Source organism: Streptomyces rishiriensis, assembly GCF_030815485.1.
Lineage (GTDB): Bacteria > Actinomycetota > Actinomycetes > Streptomycetales > Streptomycetaceae > Streptomyces > Streptomyces rishiriensis_A.
Window position 1 is genome coordinate 6,653,991 of record NZ_JAUSWV010000002.1, and the last position, 19,052, is coordinate 6,673,042.

General features: G+C 74.1%; 13 protein-coding genes. 3 read left to right on the top strand and 10 right to left on the bottom strand.

Translation table 11 applies throughout. The features are described from left to right. Positions 1 to 137: 137 nt before the first annotated feature. From QF030_RS32040 to QF030_RS32065, 6 genes are read right to left on the bottom strand one after another with little or no spacing between them, the layout of a single operon-like run. Positions 138 to 1,793 carry an FAD-dependent monooxygenase gene (locus QF030_RS32040; RefSeq protein WP_307166055.1) on the bottom strand — a complete coding sequence of 552 codons (1,656 nt, stop codon included), beginning with the start codon at positions 1,791 to 1,793 and terminating at the stop codon, positions 138 to 140. Further along, a complete protein-coding gene (locus QF030_RS32045; RefSeq protein ID WP_307166056.1) occupies positions 1,790 to 2,647 on the bottom strand; it encodes a fumarylacetoacetate hydrolase family protein in 858 nt (285 codons plus the stop codon). Before QF030_RS32045 ends, QF030_RS32040 begins: the two co-directional genes overlap by 4 nt. Then, positions 2,644 to 3,597, bottom strand: coding sequence for a dioxygenase family protein (locus tag QF030_RS32050; RefSeq protein WP_307166057.1), 954 nt, complete (start codon positions 3,595 to 3,597; stop codon positions 2,644 to 2,646). The genes QF030_RS32045 and QF030_RS32050 overlap by 4 nt, the downstream gene beginning before the upstream one ends. Further along, the gene (locus tag QF030_RS32055; protein WP_307166058.1) at positions 3,594 to 6,404 is read right to left on the bottom strand and encodes a glycoside hydrolase family 78 protein; all 2,811 of its coding nucleotides are present in this window, start codon (positions 6,402 to 6,404) and stop codon (positions 3,594 to 3,596) included. The genes QF030_RS32050 and QF030_RS32055 overlap by 4 nt, the downstream gene beginning before the upstream one ends. 28 nt (positions 6,405 to 6,432) lie before the next feature. Next, positions 6,433 to 7,353, bottom strand: a complete 921-nt coding sequence (locus QF030_RS32060; RefSeq protein WP_307166059.1) for an alpha/beta hydrolase — start codon at positions 7,351 to 7,353, stop codon at positions 6,433 to 6,435. 1 nt (position 7,354) lies between these two features. After that, positions 7,355 to 7,903, bottom strand: coding sequence for a quercetin 2,3-dioxygenase (locus QF030_RS32065; protein WP_307166060.1), 549 nt, complete (start codon positions 7,901 to 7,903; stop codon positions 7,355 to 7,357). Positions 7,904 to 8,122: 219 nt separating this feature from the next. Between QF030_RS32065 and QF030_RS32070 the strand changes: the two genes are divergently transcribed. Then, entirely contained in the window at positions 8,123 to 8,956 is an 834-nt protein-coding gene (locus tag QF030_RS32070; protein WP_307166061.1) for an IclR family transcriptional regulator, read from the top strand. A 156-nt stretch (positions 8,957 to 9,112) separates the two neighbouring features. Here the strand turns inward: QF030_RS32070 and QF030_RS32075 are convergent, their stop codons facing one another. After that, positions 9,113 to 10,582: an MFS transporter gene (locus QF030_RS32075; RefSeq protein WP_307166062.1), complete on the bottom strand. Its 1,470-nt coding sequence runs from the start codon at positions 10,580 to 10,582 to the stop codon at positions 9,113 to 9,115. 315 nt (positions 10,583 to 10,897) lie between these two features. Between QF030_RS32075 and QF030_RS32080 the strand changes: the two genes are divergently transcribed. Beyond that, positions 10,898 to 12,007: a winged helix DNA-binding domain-containing protein gene (locus QF030_RS32080; RefSeq protein ID WP_307166063.1), complete on the top strand. Its 1,110-nt coding sequence runs from the start codon at positions 10,898 to 10,900 to the stop codon at positions 12,005 to 12,007. A 176-nt stretch (positions 12,008 to 12,183) separates the two neighbouring features. Here the strand turns inward: QF030_RS32080 and QF030_RS32085 are convergent, their stop codons facing one another. From QF030_RS32085 to QF030_RS32095, 3 genes are all read right to left on the bottom strand, one after another. After that, entirely contained in the window at positions 12,184 to 12,972 is a 789-nt protein-coding gene (locus QF030_RS32085) for a S1 family peptidase (protein ID WP_307166064.1), read from the bottom strand. A 293-nt stretch (positions 12,973 to 13,265) separates the two neighbouring features. Further along, complete coding sequence (locus tag QF030_RS32090) at positions 13,266 to 16,085, bottom strand: ATP-binding protein (RefSeq protein WP_307166065.1); 2,820 nt, start codon at positions 16,083 to 16,085, stop codon at positions 13,266 to 13,268. A gap of 223 nt (positions 16,086 to 16,308) precedes the next feature. After that, positions 16,309 to 17,181: a helix-turn-helix transcriptional regulator gene (locus QF030_RS32095; RefSeq protein WP_307166066.1), complete on the bottom strand. Its 873-nt coding sequence runs from the start codon at positions 17,179 to 17,181 to the stop codon at positions 16,309 to 16,311. A gap of 186 nt (positions 17,182 to 17,367) precedes the next feature. On the opposite strand from QF030_RS32095, the gene QF030_RS32100 reads away from it, so the two are divergent. After that, positions 17,368 to 19,038 carry an AMP-binding protein gene (locus QF030_RS32100; RefSeq protein WP_307166067.1) on the top strand — a complete coding sequence of 557 codons (1,671 nt, stop codon included), beginning with the start codon at positions 17,368 to 17,370 and terminating at the stop codon, positions 19,036 to 19,038. The last annotated feature ends 14 nt before the right edge of the window (positions 19,039 to 19,052 follow it).

Here is a 19,052-nt window from a genome sequence, read left to right on the forward strand (position 1 = left end):
GAGGTCGGCGTCCGCTGTGGGGTGGTGAACGGCGCCCGGGGGCGGGCCTCGTGAGGTGCGCGCCGGCCCGCAGCGCACCGGTGTCCGCGTCGTGGCCGCCCTTCTCGTCGGCCGCTCCGGGCACCCGCCGACTCCGCCTACGGCCGGGGGGACTCGGCGTGGCGCCTCGGGTGCGGTCGGCGGGCCGGCGCCGCGCCGCGGACGACGTCGAGCACCTCCCCGGCCCGGGTGGCGTCCGCGCCACGCCACGCGATGTGCTGGTCGGGACGGATCAGCAGCATCGGGGCGCCGTAGCGTCCACGCGGGACCACACCGGTCAGGTCCACGGTGGTGAGGGGGACGCCCCGCGCCGCGGCCTCCCTCGCGAAGGCGGCGCGGTCGGGCTCCCGGTCACCGGCGAGGAGGAGCAGCGTCAGGCCGTCGCCGAGCACGTCGTACAGGGAACGGCCGTCGGGGAGCCAGCTGTGCGGCAGCCGGGCGCCCGGGAAGGACAGGTTGTGATAGCTGCGCGGCAGGAGGGGCGGGATCGCGCAGTCGTCGTCGACGACGACTGGGGACGAGGCGTAGTGCTGGCCGAGGACCAGGCCCTCGCTGTGGAACTCGCCGGCCTTGGCCTGGAGGGCGGCCGCGGTGCGGGCACGGCGGCGACCGGCTTCGGGGCTGTCCCCGAGGAGCGCGGGGTCGGCGAAGGACGGGGCGAGAAGCCGGTCCTGGGCGGCGCCACTGGCGATGATCTGCCGGGCCACCGGGCGCCGCTCGGTCTGGTAGCTGTCCAGCAGCTCCGCGCCACCCCAGCCCTGGAGGACCGCGGCGAGTTTCCAGCCGATGTCCACCGCGTCGCCGACACACGTGTTGAAACCGTGACCGCCCCACGGAGGGTTCAGATGGGCGGCGTCGCCCACCAGGAAGACACGGCCGCCGCGGTACCGGTCGGCCAGCAGCATGCGGGCGGTCCAGGGGTCGGTGGCCAGCACCTCCAGGGGCCCGGCGTGTCCGGCGCCGACGAGGGCGCGTACCAGCGCGTCGGGATCCGGCGGGTCGTCGGGACCGGTCCGCTGGACGATGGCCCACCACCGGTCGTCCAGGTCGAGACGGCCCATGAGACCGGACGCCCCGGGGCTCACCACCCAGTACTGCACCGCCCGGTCCAGGCCGACGGCCTCGCCCAGGCCCGGCGCCCGGAACACGACGCTGAGGTTCGGCCGTTCACCGGACGTCCCGGCGTACTCGGCGCCGATGGCCTGCCGGCTGACTCCGCCGCTGCCGTCACAGCCCAGCAGATAGTCGGCCGTCAGCACGCGGACGGAGCCGTCGGCGGCGGTGACCGTGGCGCGCACGGCCTGCTCGTCCTGCTCGATGGCGGTGACCCGGTGGCCGAACATGCGGGTGACCGTGGGCAGTTCGGCCGCCGCCGCGCGCAGGAGCCGCTCGACGACCGGCTGCGGGACCTGCTGGCCCGGCTCGGCCCAGCGCTCGTCGCGGCCGTCGTACAGGCCGAACACGTTGCGGAAACGGGTGAGTTCGGTGCCGAGGAGCGCGGTGCAGAAGATGACCTCCTGGGACCAGGCCACCGGCAGCGGGGCGGCCGCGCGCAAGCGGTCGGCCAGACCCCAGCGGCGGAAGTGCTCCATGGTGCGGATGCTGGTGGTCTTGGCGCGCGGCCGGTCGTCGTCGACGGTGGTGCGCGGTTCGACGAGCACCACGCGGACACCGCGGCGGCCGAGCTCGACCGCCGCGGCGAGGCCGGACGGCCCCCCGCCGACGATCAGCACCTGGACGGCCGTCCCGGTCACGCGCCCGACCTCGCGGACGCGTCGGCGACGGGCGTGCGCAGCGTGCCGAGCCGGTCGACCTCCACCTCGACGACGTCACCGGAGCGCAGCAGACGGGGCGGCGTCCGGACGTAGCCGACGCCCTCCGGGGTGCCGGTGGCGATGACGTCGCCCGGATGCAGGGTCAGGGTGGCGCTGATCCGCGACAGCAGCTCGGGCACGCCGAAGATCATGTCGCGGGTGTTCCCGTCCTGCACGACCTCCCCGTTGACGCGGGTGACCAGGCGCAGCCCGTCCGCGAGGCTGCCCGCCTCGTCGGCGGTGACGACCGTCCCGATCGGGCCGCTGAGATCGGCGTTCTTGCCCAGCGTCCACTGGGCGGTGAGCTTCTGCGCGGTACGGGCGGTCAGGTCGTTGAAGACGGCGTACCCGAGGACGGCGGCCTCCGCCTCCCGCTCGTCGGCGTCGCACAGCCGGGCGCCGACGACGGCCGCGACCTCGCCCTCCCAGTCCAGGCCCGGCTCGTTCGCGGGCACCGGGACCGGCACGCCGCTCACCGACAGGGAGGCCGTCCAGCGGCCGAACACGGTGGGGTGCTCCGGCGCCCGGAAGCCGCCCTCGGCCGCGTGCGCACGGTAGTTGAGACCCACGCACAGCACCCGCGCGGACGCCGGCACCGGCGGGGCCAGGGACACCTCCGCGAGCGGCACCGTGCCGTGCCGGACCGCGCGGGCCCGCTCCAGCCAGTGGGGGAGGTCCGTGTAGAAGTCGTCCACGTCCGTGAGCGGGGTGACCCTGCCGTCCACGGCGACGCCGATCATGACCTGCCTGCGGCCGGACCCCCGGCCCGGATCCACCATGCCGACGAGCTTCATGCGCGTGTGCCTCCTGTTTCCGCCGCGGGTGCCGCGGCCAGACGGATGTCGAACTCGGCCTGGAGGAACGGTCCGTCCATGCCGAACCGGCGCGCCGTGTCCTCGTCGCCCGGTGCGAAGGGCGCGACGAGCGCGTCCTTGACGGCGAACGCCGCGTCGGAGCCGAGGTAGGGGTCGCCGGCGGCGAACACATGGGTGGTGAGCGACCGGTGACCGGCGGCCTCCACCCGCAGGTGGACATGAGCGGGACGCATCGGGTGACGGCCGAGCGCCCGCAGCAGTTCGCCCACCGGGCCGTCGGTCGGCACCGGGTAGCTGGCGGGCTTGACCGTCCGGAACCAGTAGGCGCCGTCGGGGCCCGTGGTGAACAGCGCGCGCAGGTTGCCGTCGGGCTGCTCGTCGTCCTGGCTGTCGTACAGACCCGTGTCGTTCGCCTGCCAGACGTCCAGCACGGCACCGGCCAGCGGCCTGCCGTCGCAGTCCGTGATCCGGCCGTGCACCACGGCCCGCTCACCGCGCCGCAGTTCGGGGCCCTCGGCGATCCAGGCGCCCATCGGGCGGGGCGGCGCCGGCGAGTGGAAGGGGCCCTCGACCGAGCTGGGCGTCATGGTCGGCGGGCCCGTGTGGTTGACGTCGTCCACGGCCGAGGTGAGGCCCAGCATGTCGGAGAGCAGGATGAACTCGTTGCGGCGCTCGGTGCAGGCCCGGCCCGTGCGGACCAGGAAGTCCACCGCGCGCAGCCACTCGTCCTCGGAGGGCCGCGTCTCCCGTACGAAGGCGTGCAGATGGGTCACGAGGCCGCCGATCAGCTCCCGCAGCCGCTCGTCGTCGCCCCGGACGGTGGACAGGACCTGCCGGGTCAGCGCGTCCGGCTCCCGGTCGTGGCCGGAGCCGGGCGGTGTCGTCCCTTCCGCGAAGGCGTGCCGAGCCGATTCGGTGGGGTCGGTCATGAGGTCGCTCCCGCGGGAGTCAGGGCGGCGTCCGGTGCCGCGCAGCCGTAGGTGTGGGTGCCGGACCCGGCGTGGTGCCGGGCGCCGTCGGGCAGGAGGACCTGCGCGGTGGTGCCGGGCGGCACGGTGACGGAGAGGTGGAAGCGGCCGTCCTCGACGTGCCAGGACGAGCGGATCGGCCCGTACGGCGAGTGGTGCTCGGCCGCGGCCCGGGTCAGACCCCCGCCGGGGCGGGGCGCCACGGTGAAGCGGCGGTAGCCCGGAGTGTCCTCGTCGGGCCTGATCCCGGCCGTGCAGCGGTGCAGGAAGGAGACGACCGCGCCCTTCGAGTAATGGTTGAGGGAGTCGTGCGGGGCGCCGTCCGCGCCGACGCCGTCCCAGTGCTCCCAGACGGTCGTCGCACCCCGGTCGATCATGTAGAGCCAGGACGGGGCGGTGTCCTGGAGCAGCAGCTCGTAGGCGACGTCCAGGTGTCCGGAGTCGGCGAGCACGGGCAGCAGGTCGGGGGTGGCGAGGAAGCCGGTGCCGAGATGCGTGCCCGCGGCGCGGACGAGTTCCACCAGCCGTTCCGCGGTCCGCGCCCGCAGGCCTTCCGGGACCAGGTCGAAGGCGAGCGCCCGCACGTGGTGGGCCTGGGTGTCCGGGCGCAGCGAGCCGTCGGCCGCGATGAACTCCGTCCGCCAGGCCGCGCGCACCCGCTCGCTCAGTTCCCGGTAGCGGTCGGCGTCCTTCTCGCGGCCGAGGACGCGGGCGATGCGCGCCGCCAGCCGGGTGGAGTGGGCGTAGTACGCGGTGGCGACGTCCGCCTTGTCCAGGGCCGCGTACCCCGCCAGGTCGTCGATGTGCTCACCGGGCACGAGCCACTCGCCCCAGTGGAACCCGGTGTCCCACAGATACCGTTCATGCGGCGCCGGGCGACAGGAGCGCCGGATCCGGTCGGGGTGCCGTTCCTCGCGGGCCGCCCGTTCGACCCGGCCCAGCCAGGCGGTCATGGCCGGCCACAGCTCCTCCAGGATCCCGGGGTCGCCGTAGGCCAGGTACAGCTGCCAGGGGACGATGACCACCGCGTCGCCCCAGCCGGCGGAGCCGTTGAGATGCGCCACCGGCCCCTTGGGCCCCTCGGTGCGGCAGGCCGGCGAGATGTTGGCGACGGTGCCGTCCGGCCACTGGTCGGCGGCGACGTCGCGCAGCCACTTCGCCGAGAAGCCCGACACGTCGTAGAGGAAGGCGGCGGTCGGCACGAACAGCTGCCAGTCCCCGGTCCAGCCCGCGCGTTCGCGGGTGGGGCAGTCCGTGGGGATGTCGCAGACGTTGCCGCGCAGACTCCACCGGGCGGCCTCGTGCAGCCGGACGACCCGTTCGTCGTCGCAGTCGAACCAGCCGGTGCGCCGCAGGTCGGAGTGGACGACCACGCCGCGCAGGTCATCGGCGGTCAGCTCGCCGGGATGGCCCTCGACACGGACGTAGCGGAAGCCGTGCGTGGTGTGCCGCGGTTCGAAGGCCTCACCGGGCCGGCCGGCCGAGACGACCCGGTCGACCTGGCCGGCCGGAAGCGGCTCGGGCAGGAACGGCATGTCCACGCGAAGGTGGTCCGTCGTCACGTCGCCGTCGGGGCCCAGGGACTCGCCGTGCGTGAGGACGAGGCGGGTGCCCGCCGGACCGAGGTCGGTCAGCCGCACCCAGCCGTTGATGTTCTGGCCGAGGTCGAAGACCTGCCGGTCGGGGCGCGGGCGGGTCACGGCGACCGGGGCGAGTTCCTCGACACGCCGCACGGGCGGGGCGGGCGAGGCGACCAGTCCGGCGTGTCCGTGGTCGGCGACCTCCACCGGCGTCCATGCCGAGTCGTCGTACCCCGGCCGGTCCCAGCCGACGGGGGTGCGGCGCAGATCGGTGAACTGGCCCGCGATCAGGTCGGCGGCCACGATCGGCCCGGGAGCCCAGCGCCAGTGGCGGTCGGTGGTCACGACGGACGTGGTGCCGTCGGCGTGCTCGAGGTGCAGCTGCGCCAGGAAGGAGACCCGTTCGCCCCACTGGTCGTGGGCCCGGGCGACCCCGACCTGCCCGCGGAACCAGCCGTCGGACAGCACCGCGCCCAGGGCGTTCTCGCCCTCCCGCAGCAGCGCCGTCACGTCGTACGCCTGCACCTGGAGGCGTACGTCGTACTGGGTGAAGCCCGGCGTCAGCTCGGCGTCCCCCACCCGCTCCCCGTTGAGGAAGACCTCGTAGAGACCCTGGGCGGTCGCGTAGAGGCGGGCCCGGCGGACCGGGGAACCCGCGGTGAACACCGCGCGCAGCAGCGAGGCGGGCCGCTGCCCGGCGGGAGGCAGTCCGGCTGCGGTGGATGCGGTGGCCGCCCCGGGACCGCCGCGTGCGCCGGGCTCGCCGGACCGGTCGGGTTCAGCGGAGACCGGCCGGTCGGGCTCGCCGGGCCGGTCGGGCTCGCCCGGTACGACGGGCACGACGGATGCGACCGGCTCGATCCACCGGGCCTGCCAGTCGGCGGGATCCAGCAGGCCGGTCTCGAACCAGGTCTCCCGCGACCACGCGCTCTCGCCGAGGTCGGTCCAGACCTTGACCCGCCAGGTGATCCGCTCGCCGGAGCCGGGCGGCGGCCCGCCGTACGGCACGTGCGTGCTCTCGGCGCAGTCGACACGGCCGGAGTCCCAGCCCGTGCTCGTGCCGACGCGGTACGCGAACTGTTCGCGCGCGCCGGGCGGCAGCCACCAGGACAGCCGGGGGCGGCGGTCGCCGAGGCCCAGCGGCTCTTCCAGTTCGTCGGCGCGCAGACAGGTGGGAGCGGCGTTCATACAGGTGACCCAAACGTTCGAGGAGGAGTCAGGCCGGGGCGGCGAGCCCGGGGGCACCGCAGACCTGGACGGCGAACTCCACGGCTTCGGCGAACACGGCCTCGGGGTCGGGCAGTCCGGCCCAGAGGTGATCCGCGTGCTCGACCAGGTGCAGGGTGACCAGGCAGCCGTGCGCGCGCAGGGCCTCGGCGAGCTGTTCGCTCTGCCCGCTGGGGACGAACCGGTCGGCGGTGCCGTGGGCGAGCAGGAAGGGCGGGGCGGCGGCGGACACATGGCTCACCGGACTCGCCGCGGCGGCGCGTTCCGGCGCCTGCGGTACCGGTGCGCCGATGAGCAGCGCCTCCCGTGAGTCCACGGCGTCCGGCGCGCTCACCGCGTCGGGCCGGGACTGGCGCTGCATGGTGCGCAAATCCGCGGGCCCGTACCAGTCGACGACCCCGGCGACGGTCACTCCCGCGCCGGGCTCACCGACCTCGCCCTCCCACTCGGGCCTGCCGTCGGTGAGCGCGAGCAGGGCCGCGAGATGACCGCCGGCCGACTCGCCCCACAGCACGACCCGTCCGGCGTCGAGCCCCAGCGCCCCGGCGTGCGCGCTCAGCCAGCGCAGCGCTGCCTTTCCGTCGTGCAACTGGGCCGGGAAGACGGCCTCGCCGCTGAGCCGGTAGTCGAGGGAGGCGACCGCGAAGCCTGCCCGGACGAGACGGTCGAACGGGCCGACCGGCCACCCGGCGAAGGCCGGGCCGAACTGGTCGCGCCGCCCGGTCCGCCAGCCGCCGCCGTGCAGGAAGACGACCACCGGGACGGGACGCTGCGGGTCGTGCGCGGGGCGGTACAGGTCGAGCAGCAGCGGACGGAAGCCGGGCGGCGAGGCGTACTCGACCCCCCGGAGCACCCGGGCGCCCGCGGTCGTGGTCTGCTCCGCCGGGAGTGCGGATGCGTACGGGGCCATGTCAGCCGTCCAGGGGACGCAGGTCGAACCGGAACTCCTGCCGGTGTTCGCGGGCGACCCGGGCCAGCTGCTCGTGGGAGGGGATGTAGGGCGGGTGCGGGAGCTGCGGGGAGTCCGTGCGGGTGCCGGCCTCGCCGAAGAACCGCTCGAAGCCGCCGCTGGACGCGCCCATGATCTTGGTGTCGTCGGCCTCGACCCGGAAGGTGTGCAGACAGCCGGCGGGCACGTAGCCGAAGTCGCCGGGCTTCAGGAGCTTCTCGTACGTCTCCCCTTCGCCGTCCTGGATCCACACCCGGGCGCGACCGGACAGGATGTAGAAGGTCTCGTGCACGTCGGCGTGGCTGTGGGTGGGGATCGCGTCGCCCTTGGGCGCGGCGTAGGTGAAGAGGCCGAACTGGCCGGCGGTCTCGTCCTTGCTGAGCAGAACGGTGATGAGGGCGTCGAACAGGTGGGACCGTTCCCCCTCTCCGGCCTCCAGGAAGAAGGGCGTCGGCTTCCCCGGCAGGGGGAGGCGCTTGGCACCGCCGCTCTGGACGAACTCCGCAGTCATGGGATCTCCTCGGAAATCTGATCGGCTCTGCCCGAGGCGGGCAACCTGTCGAGGTCTGCCGTCAGGACGGCCACCGCGGCGGCACGGCCGCGGTCAGGACGGGTGCAGTAAGGATGGGCCCGCTGCCGGCGTCCCACCAGGCGGAATTCCATTGATTGGCATGCGGTCGAAACGTGGACGCCATACGTTTCTGCTCGCGGGGTGGGTCACACTGCACGGGTGACGAACAACGCGGGCGCGTCCCGTGCCGCCCGGGGAAGACGGCCGCCGCAGGGCGAGCCGGTGATCGACCGTGCGTTCGCGCTGCTCACGGCCTTCACCGAGGACCGCCGCTCGCTGACCCTCGCCGAGCTCAGCCGCGTCACCGGCACCCCGCCGAGCACGACGCTACGCCTGGCCCGGCGACTGGTGCACTGGGGCGCTCTGGAGCGGGACGCCGACGGCCGCTACGTCGTGGGCCTGCGGCTGTGGGAGGTCGCCTCGCTGGCACCGCGCGCGCACGGGCTGCGCAGGGTGGCTCTCCCTTACATGGAGGATCTCTACGAGGCGACGCACCAGCACGTCCTGCTGGCCGTACGGGACGGCACGGACGCGCTGCTCGTCGAGCGGCTGTCGGCGCACGCCGCCATCGACGTGCTGTACCGGGTGGGAGGCCGGCTGCCGCTGCACTCCACGGGCGTCGGTCTGGTGCTGCTCGCCCACGCCGAGCCCGACTTCCAGGACGAGGTCCTCGCGCAGGCCCTGACCCACGAGCCGGAGGGCGTGCCGCTGTCCTCCGCGGCGCTGCGGCGTTCCCTCGCCGAGATCCGCGGCACCGGGGTGGCCGTCGTCAACCGCGCGGAACCCGTCCCGCTGCACGCGGTGGCCGCGCCCGTACGAGGGGCCGACGGCGAGGTCGTCGCGGCGCTGTCGGTGGTCGTGCCGGCCGGCCACGCGGAGCCCCGCGTGCTCGCGCCGGCTCTGCGTGCCACCGCCCGGGCCCTGTCCCGCAGCCTCGGCGCCGTCACGGGCCCGCCGGCTCCGGCGCAGGGCAGCCTCCTCCGACGGCGGTGAACCCCCGGGGCGACCCGGGCCGGATCCGTGAGCCAACCCTCGGCAGGTCCCCGGGTGAACCCCGAGCGAGACAGCGTCGTCACCCCCCGCCCTGGCACTCGGCGGGGGGTGACGGTTGCGGTGGCGGTGAGGATCCGCGGCCGGGGTTCTGTCCGGTCAGGCGGCGGGGGCCGGGTCGCTCTCCGCCGGATCCCGAAGGGCCGGGATGAACAGGGACACCACCAGCGCCGCCAGCAGGACCAGCGCTCCGGTCCAGAAGACCCAGGTGTACCCCGCGTCCAGGTAGAAGGCGGTGCCCTTCAGCACCGTGCTGTGCGCGGCGAGGACCGCGAAGCACACGGCGGGGACCACCGTGCCGAAGAAGTTGAAGAGCATCTGCATCAGGCCGCTGCCCTGCCCCTGCTCCTCCACCGAGACCACGCCCAGCACCAGCACGGGGGCGACGGAGACGATGAGGCCGGTGCCGAGGTTGGCCAGACACGCCGTCAGGACGAGCTCGGTGGCGTCGGCGTGGAAGAGGCTCATCAGCCCGTAGCCCGCCGCGGCCAGCCCGAGGCCGATCCCCCACAGCAGGCGGGCGTCGGCCTTGCGCAGCAGGCGGCCGGCGACGAAACCGGTGCCGAGCATGACCAGGTTCCAGGTCAGGCCGATGCGCGCGTTGTGCGTGCTGGTCCAGCCCAGGCCGTCGGAGACCCCGGGGATGTGCGGGTAGAGGGCCAGCAGGATGCCCATGGAGGCCATCGCCAGCGCGGTGGCCTGACCGACGGCCGCGGCGCTGACGGTCAGCGCGACCGGGCGCCGGCCGAGCACCCGCAGATCGAGGATCGGATGGGCGCTGCCGCGTTCGACGAGGACGAAGACGACGAGCGCCACCAGCCCGCCGGCCGTCCAGCCGAGGGTCGCGCCGCTCGTCCAGCCCCAGCTCCCGCCCCGGCCGACCGCGTAGACCACGGCCGTCAGGCCACCGCCGAGCAGCATCCCGCCCAGCCAGTCGAAGCCGTTCTGGAAGTCGTGCCGCGGGGTCTCGGGCACCAGCAGCGCCACCAGGACGAACGCCACCGCCGTCGCCGCGGCGATGAACCACAGTGCGGCCCGGTAGCCGCCGGCGTCGATCAGCCGGCCGGCGAGCAACGGTCCCACGACGCCCACCAGACCCATGCTGCCGCCGAGCACGGCGCTGGCCGGCTTCACCAACCGGGCGGGGAAGAGGTCGCGCACGGCGGGGAAGGACAGGGCGGCGAACGGGGCGTAGCAAGCGGCGATGCCCCGGCCGACCAGCAGCAGCCAGAAACTGCCCGCCATGGCCGCGACGATGTCGCCGACGACCCCGAGGCCGATCATGGCGAGCATGATCCGCCGCCGTCCGTACCGGTCGCCTGCCTTGATGACGAACGGGATGAGCAGGGTCGACACCATGGTGACGATCAGCGAGAACCAGGCGACCTGGGTGGTGTGGAAGCGTTGCGCGATGTCGGCCGTCGTGTTGGCCGTGACGATGCCGGCGACGGCCAGCAGCTGCGTCGGCCAGATCAGGGCCACCAGCAAGGCCACCAGACGGGGGTTCCAGCGTTCGGAGGTCCGGGCGGACGGTGCCGTGAGCGAGGGGCCTGCAGACGTCGATGTCACGCAGCCGCTCCTTTCGCGAGCCGGGCGGTGAGGGCGGAACGCCCGGGAGCGGCATGTCCGGGACCTGGCGGCCCGGGCCCCCCACGAGGCGTGCGGCAAGAATGGGGGCCCGCCGAGACGGCCACCAGGCGGATTTCCATTGAATGGCACACGGCCGGAACGTGGCCGCAACGTCCCTCCCGGCGGCCCGGCGGCCCGGCGGCCCGGCGGCCCGGCGGCCCGGCGGTCTGCCGGGCCGGGCAGGGGACGCCCTCCGTCCCTGCCTCGGGGACGTTGCGGACGGAAGGTGTCCGCAAGCCCCGCTACGTTGCGTACATGACGAAGACGACGTACCCGGCGGGCCCCGTGCTCGACGTCCGTGCCCTCAACCGCGCCACCCTCGACCGGCAGTTGCTGCTGCGGCCGTCGTCGATGTCCGCCGCGGCCGCCGTGGAGCACCTGCTCGGCCTCCAGGCGCAGAACGTCAAGCCGCCGTACCACGCGCTGGCCGCCCGTCTCGACGGCTTCGTCCCGGAGGAACTGTCGGCGCTGATGGCCGGACGGGAGGCCGTCCGCATCGTCAGCATGCGCTCCACCATCCACACCCACACCGCCGACGACTGCCTGACGCTCCGGCCGTTCGTCCAGCCCGCGCGCGACCGTGAACTGACGTACTTCCGCAAAGGCCTCGCCGGAGTCGACCTCGACCGGCTCGCCGCCCTGGCCCGTGACCTCGTCGAGGCCGAGCCGCGCACCATGAAGCAGCTGCGCGAGGTCCTGTCCGCCGAGTGGCCGGACGCCGACCCCGTGTCGCTGGCCGTCGCCGCCCGCTGCCGGCTGCCCCTCGTACAGGTCACCCCGCGCGGACTGTGGGGCAGGAGCGGACAGGTCGCGCTCACCACCGCCGAGCACTGGCTGGGCCGGGCCGCCGAGCCCGCCCCGACGGCGGACTCCGTGGTCCTGCGCTACCTGGCCGCCTTCGGCCCGGCCTCCGTCAAGGACATGCAGACCTGGGCCGGCCTGACCCGGCTGCGCGACGCCTTCGAACGCCTCCGCCCGCAGCTCCGCACCTTCGTCGACGAGCACGGCGTGGAGCTCTTCGACCTGCCCGACGCGCCGCGCCCCGACCCGGGCACCCCGGCCCCGCCGCGCTTCCTCCCGGAGTTCGACAACCTTCTCCTCTCCCACGCCGACCGCACCCGGATCGTCCCGGCCGAATACCGGGGCCGCTCCTGGCAGGGCAACCAGGCGCACTGCACCCTCCTCGTCGACGGCTTCCTGGCCGGCGTGTGGAAACTGGAGCGAGACGCCCTGGTCGTCGAGCCCCTGGGCACCCTCACCGGGGCCGAGCGGCGGGACGTGACCGCCGAGGGCGAGCGGATGCTGGCCACCCTGCACCCGGGGCAGGCCTACGACATCCGGTTCGGGACCGTCGTACGCTCGTGACCACCGCGCTCCGCCGGCCGCGCGCGCCGGCAGACGAGAAGCCCCCACCGGAGACCGGTGAGGGCTTGGATCTTGGATAGGGGGCGCTGCGGGCCGCTCGTGGAGGCTCGCAGCGCCCCCCGGTCTTTCCCTGAGGGGTACTCAGGAGTTCTCGGGTACCGCCACGCGGTGACGGGCTAGGAATTGACCTGCGTCGTCACCAGGCTGGAGAAGGTGGTCAGCCGGGTGTACACACCCGGGTAACCGGCCTCCGCGCAGCCCTCGCCCCAAGAAGTGATCCCTGCCAGGACGCCCCCGATGAGCAGGGGACCGCCGCTGTCGCCCTGGCAGGTGTCTACGCCGCCGGATGTGTATCCGGCGCAAACCATGTCGGTCGCGACGAAGTCGGAACCGTAGGAGCTCTTGCAGCTGGTGTCGGACACGATCGGGACGGTCGCGGTCCGCAGCTGGTTGGAGGAGCTGCCGTTCTCCGAGGTGGTGCCCCAGCCGATGATGCGGGCGGTGGTGCCCGCCGCGTACACACCGGTCTGCGACGAGGAGACGTACGACGCCGTGGTGTACGGCATCGACGTCGACAGGGTCAGGACGGCCACGTCGTCACCGTTGGTGGCGTCCGTGTAGCCCGGGTTGATCCAGATCTTGCTGACCCGGCTGACCGTGCCGTTGGTGCCGTTGAGGTAGGTGCGCCCACCGACGACGCGCACGCTGCTCGTGGTCTCGCCGACCATGCAGTGGGCGGCCGTGACCACCTTGGTCGCCGAGACGAGGGTGCCGCCGCAGAACTGGTTCTGCGAGGCGTCCGTGATCTGCATCATGAACGGATACGTCGTGGTCGTGGCCGTCGTGCCGCCGACGATCGGCTGCGGCGCTGCGACAGCGGTGGGGGCGCTGAGCAGCGCGGTCGCGGCCGCGGCGGTCGCCGCGAGGACGGCGGCGGTCTTTCCGAACCGGTTGAGCCCGAACATGGATCTCCTCGGTGGGGTTGCCGGTGGGGGGTCGCGCGGGTGTGGGGGGTTGCACGGGGGTCGCGGGACCGACCCCCGTATGCCCGGGCGAGCGGCATGTCCCTCAAGCTAGGACCCGGCACCCGTTCCCCCCAATGAGGGAACCCCCTAAGGGAGTTGGGGCAGGGAAAACCCTCGGTCGGCTCAGGGGAGCCACAGTCGCCGCCGAGGGGGCCCTCAGTGGACCCGCCGCGCGGGGCGCAGCACCCGCTGCGGGTGGGGCGCCCCTGAGGGGCAGTTAACCCGCGGATTCTTCACTTCGCGTGACGCCCCGCCGCCAGTCGGACGATGTCCACCCGTGACCGGATTCCCAGCTTGCGGTAGACCCGGGTCAGGGTCGCCTCGACCGTCTTGACGCTGATGAACAGCCGCGCGGCGATCTCCCGGTTGGTCGCGCCCTCCATGACGAGCGCGGCGACCTGACGCTCCATCGAGGCCAGCCCCTCCAGCGCGTCCGACGGGGGAGCGGTCTGCTGGGGCACGGCGGCCGTCCCGGGCGCGGCCGTCGCCGCCGCCGCGTCCACCTGACGCAGCCAGGGCAGCGCCCGGCACCGCCGGAACAACCGGGCCGCCTCGTCGTACGACGTCGGACCGGGCCGTCCGGTGCGCAGCGTGGCCAGCGCGAACGCCGCCCGTGCCTCCTCCAGGCCGTACCCCAGCTTGGCCAGCCGGTCCTGAACGGACGTCAGCCGCGACAGCGCCGCCTCGTGGTCGCCGAGCGCCGCCCGCACCATCGCCTCGGCCCGGTCCAGCACGGCCAGCACGCTCTCCCGGCCCAGCCGGAGCGCGTGCTCGCGCGTCACGTCGATGACGTCCTGTGCCTCGCCCGGCTCGCCGGCCCGGACCAGCGCCTCGGCGAGGTCGCCCTGCCAGCGGCCCCTGGCCGGGTCGGTGATGCCCAGACCCTGCTCCAGTTCCCGCACCCGGCGCAGCGAGGCGACGGCGCCCGCCGCGTCCCCGGCGACCAACTGGGCGTGGCCGAGCGCGGCCAGCGCGCGCGAGACGTACATCTGGTCGCCGTCCTCCTCGGCCTTCCCGGCCGCCTCCCGGGCCAGTGCCAGCGCCCGGTCGACGTCACCGCCGGAGGCCTCGGCGAGGGAGGCCAGCATCGCGGAGGCGCCCAGGCCGATCCCGGAGTCCCGCGCCAGCCGCAGGCTCTCGCGGGCCAGGTCGAGGGCGCGCCCGCAGTGCCCGGAGCGCAGTTCCGTCTCGGCGAGGAAGCGCTGGAAGTGGACCTCGCTCTCGACCATGCCGCGCCGGCGCACCTCGCGCAGCAGCGCGGTGATGGTCGCCCGGGCCTCGGGCAGCTGATCGCTCATCAGCAGCCAGCGGAAGCGCGCCGCCCCCACGCCGTTGTGATGGCACGCCACGTAGGGGTCCTGGGGCTCCCTCAGGGCCCGCTTGATGGTGGCCGGGGCGTTCGGGTGGCCCATCAGGGTCTCGGTCGAGGCCTGGAAGGACAGGGCCATCAGCTCGGTGCGCCGGTCGCCCCCGCGGGCCGCCAGGTCGGCCGTGTGGGCGGCCTCCTCGCGGGCCTCGGCGAAGTCGCCCTCCACGATCAGCTTGCGCCAGGCCAGCCGGTAGTGGACCAGGGCGAGCAGCCGCGGGTCGTCGCCGGCGTCGGCGAGGGCCTGCGGGAAGACGGCGTCGACCTCGCCCAGGGACTGCCCGGCGGCCTCGATCACCACCTCCCAGGCCCGGATCCGCTCGGCGGGCACGCTGGCCCGGGTCAGCACCTCGCGGGCGATGTCCCGGGCGAGGTCGACCTCGCCCGCGGTGATCGCGTCCTCGGCGGCCTGGAGCCGTCGGCCGTCCGGGGCGGGAGCGCCGTCGGGCGGGGTGTGCCGGGCGGCGAGGAGGCCGAGGGAGGCGGCGACCGAGGGGGCGCCCCGGTCGCGGGCGAGCGCGGCGGCCTCGGCGAGCCGGGCGGCGACCTCGGGGTCGGTGCCGGTGGTGGCCAGGGCGAGGTTGCGGGCCCGTTCGATCGGGTCGGAGGCGGCGGTGGACAGCGCGGCGTGCGCGGCCCGGCGCTCCTGGGCGGGCGCCTCCGCGTACAGCGCGGCCGAGATCAGCGGATGCGCGAACCGTACGGCCGGCCCCTCGGGCTCCGTCGCCAGCAGCCCGAGGGCCGCCGCCTGCGCGGTCTCGGCCTCGGCGTTCTCCCGGCCGGCCGCGTGCAGCAGGGCCAGCGTGGGGCGGGCCCCGGCGCTGGCCACGAGCAGGGTGCGGCGGGCCTCGTCGGACAGCATGTCGAGGCGGCTGAGGACGAGGGCGCGCAGCGAGGTCGGCACCGGCAGCGGCTCGCCGGGCCGGGGCGGTGTCGGGCTCTCGCCGAGGGCCCGGCCCAGTTCCAGGGCGAAGAGCGGGTTGCCGCCGCTGGTGCGGTGGATCTCCCGCATCGTCGAGCGGGGCAGGTCGGTGTAACCGCGGTGGTCGAGCAGCGCGGAGACCTGGGCGCGGGAGAGGGGGTTGAGCCGGACGGCGAGGGTGTCGGGCGGGGACGCGCGTAGATGACGGTCGTACTCCTGCTCCTCCGTCCGCACCGCGCACAGCAACTGGACCGGGGTGTCGCCGAGGCGGCGGGCGGCGAAGCCGAGGAGTTCGGCGCTGGCCGAGTCCAGCCACTGGAGGTCGTCGGCGACGAGCAGGACGGGACCCGCGGCGGCGAGGGCGCGCAGGGCCGACAGCACGGCAAGACGCAGGGCGAGGCCGTCGCGCTGCAGAGTCGATTCGCCTCGGCCGGTCAGCGCCGACTCCAGGGCCGTGCGCTGAGCGACGGGCAACTTGTCCGAGATCCCGTCCAGCACCAGGCCGAAGAGGTCGGCCAGAGCCAGGAAGGGGAGATGGGATTCGGACTCGGTCGCCGAGCAGCGCAGGACGGTGTGGGCCGCCTCGCCGTAATCCGCGGCCAATGCCCGCAGCACGGTCGACTTTCCAATTCCGGCCGGGCCGTGCAGCAGCACACTGCCGCCTCGCGCCAACTGGTCACGGGCGGCCGTGAACAGCTCGTCCCTGCCGATCACCAGGTCGGGGCGGCGTCTGGCAGGCTCCTTGAAGTCCCGTCGCACGGTCACCGCTCCCCTCCGAGTGTCGTGTCCGGGCCAAATTCTAGGCAACGTCTCTTTGAAATTCGGAGACACAGGGTGGTGAGCCATATAACAACGTGATGCATACGGAAATTCATGGACTCGATCGATGAATGGTCACCTGTCGTGAGGGACCTCCCTGGCTTGATGTGATCTGCGCTCCCGGGCATCTTGCACCGCCCGCGCTACGGGCGTGTTGCGCGCCCCGCGATCAGGGCAGCAGGCCCGCCCTGCGGGCCGCGACCACCGCCTCTCCCCGGGTGCGCGCGCCCAGCCTGCGCATCGCCGACCGCAGATAGCCCTTGACCGTCTCCGGGCGCAGCCCCAGCCGCTCGGCCACCGCCGCGTTCGTCGCCCCCGCCGCCACCCACGCCAGCACGTCCAGCTCACGCGGGGCCAGGGCGACCCGCTGCCCCGACGACCCCTCCGGCGGCCTCGGGGTGAGCAGCCCGCAGAGCTCGAGAAGCTCGGCGCGCAGGGCCGGATCGGCGATCCGCGGGGCCAGCGCGCGCAGCGCCGTGTGCGCCTCACGCACCTGCTCCCACCCGGCCCCCGCCCCCGCTCCCGCCCCGGCGTCCGGACCGGGCCCCGCGCTCGCGGCCACCGGCCGGGCCGCGGTCAGCAGGTCGCGCGCCTCGTCCCCGACCACCAGCGCCTGCTCGACGTCCCGCGCGACCTGCACGGCCGCCGTCAGCGTGCGGTCGCCGAGCGGCTGGGCCGTGCGCAGGGCGCCGTACAGCACCCCGCGCACCCGGCGCCGTACGACCACCGGGATCGCCAGCACCGAGCGCAGACCCTCCTCCGCGACCGCCGCGTCGTACTCGTGACTGATCTGCCGGGAGAGGGAGTAGTCGGTCACCGCGCACGGACGGGCCAACGCCACCGCCTTGCCGCCGAGGCCGTTGCCGGAGGTCACCGCCAGTCCGCGCAGCGCGAGACCGGCCGCGCCGCTGAACTCGCTGATCCGCATCCGCTGCCGCCCCGGCTCCACCAGACCGCCGAAGACGACCGGCAGCCCCGTCGTCCGCCGCAGCCGCGCCAGCGCACCGCGGATCTCCACCGTTCCGGCCGCGTCTGCCGCCACGTTCTCGCCCTTTCCGCGCGGCGTGGTGCCGCACACCCCCGTCCGGGGGTAGTGAGACCTGCACCACGGATTACACGATGGCAGAGAGCCGCCCGGCAATGGTCCGGCGCCACGTGAGTGAACCGCGGGGGCGGGAAGCGCCCCGCCGGTGCACGACCGAGTAGGCCGAGAAAGCACGGAGGACAGATGACGACGGCGACGGAGTGCTTCCGCAGAGCCCGCGACTTCCTGCTGGAACACCGCGAGGACTACACAACCGCTTACGAGCGTTTCGAGTGGCCCCGCCCGGAACGCTTCAACTGGGCCCTGGACTGGTTCGACGTCATCGCCGACGGCAACGGGCGCACCGCCCTGCACATCGTGGAAGAAGACGGTTCCGAAACCCGTCTCAGCTTCGCCGAGCTGTCCGAGCGCTCCGACCGGGTCGCGAACTGGCTGCGCGGGCGCGGCGTCGCCGCCGAGGACCGGATCCTCGTCATGCTCGGCAACCAGGCCGAACTGTGGGAGACGGCGCTGGCCGCGATGAAACTGCGCGCCGTCGTCATCCCGGCCACACCGCTGCTCGGCCCCGCCGACCTGACCGACCGCGTGGAGCGCGGCCGTATCCGGCACGTCCTCGTCCGCGCCGAGGACACCGGCAAGTTCGACGAGGTCCCCGGCGACTACCGGCGCATCGCGGTCGGCGGCGCCCCCGAGGGCTGGCAGCGGTTCGAGGACGCCTACACCGCCCCGGCCGGCTTCACACCCGACGGCCCCACCCTCGCCGACGACCCGCTGATGCTCTACTTCACCTCCGGCACGACCGCCCGCCCCAAGCTGGTGGAGCACACCCACACGTCGTATCCGATCGGACATCTGGCGACGATGTACTGGATCGGGCTCCGGCCCGGCGACGTGCACCTCAACATCTCCTCGCCCGGCTGGGCCAAGCACGCCTGGTCCAACCTCTTCGCTCCCTGGAACGCCGAAGCAACCGTTTTCATCCACAACTACACCCGCTTCGACCCGGCCCGGCTGATGACCGAGATGGACCGGGCGGGGGTGACGACGTTCTGCGCACCGCCCACCGTCTGGCGCATGCTCATCCAGGCCGACCTCACCCAGCTGCGCATCCCGCCCCGCGAAGCGGTGGCCGCGGGCGAGCCGCTCAACCCCGAGGTCATCGAGCAGGTGCGGCGCGCCTGGAAGGTGACCGTCCGCGACGGCTTCGGGCAGACCGAGACGGCCGTGCAGATCGCCAACAGCCCCGGACAGGAACTCAAGACCGGCTCGATGGGCCGCCCGAGCCCCGGCTACCGGGTGGAACTCCTCGACCCGGTGTCCGGCGCGCCGGGTGCGGAGGAGGGCGAGATCGCACTGGACCTGGCGGCCCGGCCGGTCGGCCTGATGACCGGTTACCACGGCGACGCCGACCGCACGGCGGAGGCGATGGCCGGCGGCTACTACCGGACCGGCGACATCGGCAACCGCGACGAGAACGGTTACCTCACCTACGTCGGACGGGCCGACGACGTCCTCAAGGCCTCCGACTACAAGATCAGCCCCTTCGAGCTGGAGAGCGCGCTGCTGGAGCACGAGGCGGTCGCCGAGGCGGCCGTCGTCCCCGCCCCGGACCCCCTGCGCCTCGCCGTGCCCAAGGCGTACGTCGTGCTCGCCGAGGGCTGGGAACCGGGCCCCGACACCGCGAAGGTGCTGTTCGAGCACTCCCGCGAGGTCCTCGCCCCCTACAAGCGCGTCCGCCGCCTGGAGTTCGCCCCGCTGCCCAAGACGGTGAGCGGCAAGATCCGCCGGATCGAGCTGCGCGAGGCGACCGAGGCGGGTTCGCCGGACGAGTACCGCGAGGAGGACTTCCGGTGAGCGAGGCTCCCTAC

What these genes read in the sequence shown, in the direction of transcription:
- QF030_RS32055 (WP_307166058.1), bottom strand. Translation starts at nt 6,404, where the DNA reads ATGAACGCCGCTCCCACCTGTCTGCGCGCCGACGAACTGGAAGAGCCG.
- QF030_RS32065 (WP_307166060.1), bottom strand. Translation starts at nt 7,903, where the DNA reads ATGACTGCGGAGTTCGTCCAGAGCGGCGGTGCCAAGCGCCTCCCCCTG.
- QF030_RS32085 (WP_307166064.1), bottom strand. Translation starts at nt 12,972, where the DNA reads ATGTTCGGGCTCAACCGGTTCGGAAAGACCGCCGCCGTCCTCGCGGCG.
- QF030_RS32100 (WP_307166067.1), top strand. Translation starts at nt 17,368, where the DNA reads ATGACGACGGCGACGGAGTGCTTCCGCAGAGCCCGCGACTTCCTGCTG.
- QF030_RS32080 (WP_307166063.1), top strand. Translation starts at nt 10,898, where the DNA reads ATGACGAAGACGACGTACCCGGCGGGCCCCGTGCTCGACGTCCGTGCC.
- QF030_RS32050 (WP_307166057.1), bottom strand. Translation starts at nt 3,597, where the DNA reads ATGACCGACCCCACCGAATCGGCTCGGCACGCCTTCGCGGAAGGGACG.
- QF030_RS32045 (WP_307166056.1), bottom strand. Translation starts at nt 2,647, where the DNA reads ATGAAGCTCGTCGGCATGGTGGATCCGGGCCGGGGGTCCGGCCGCAGG.
- QF030_RS32060 (WP_307166059.1), bottom strand. Translation starts at nt 7,353, where the DNA reads ATGGCCCCGTACGCATCCGCACTCCCGGCGGAGCAGACCACGACCGCG.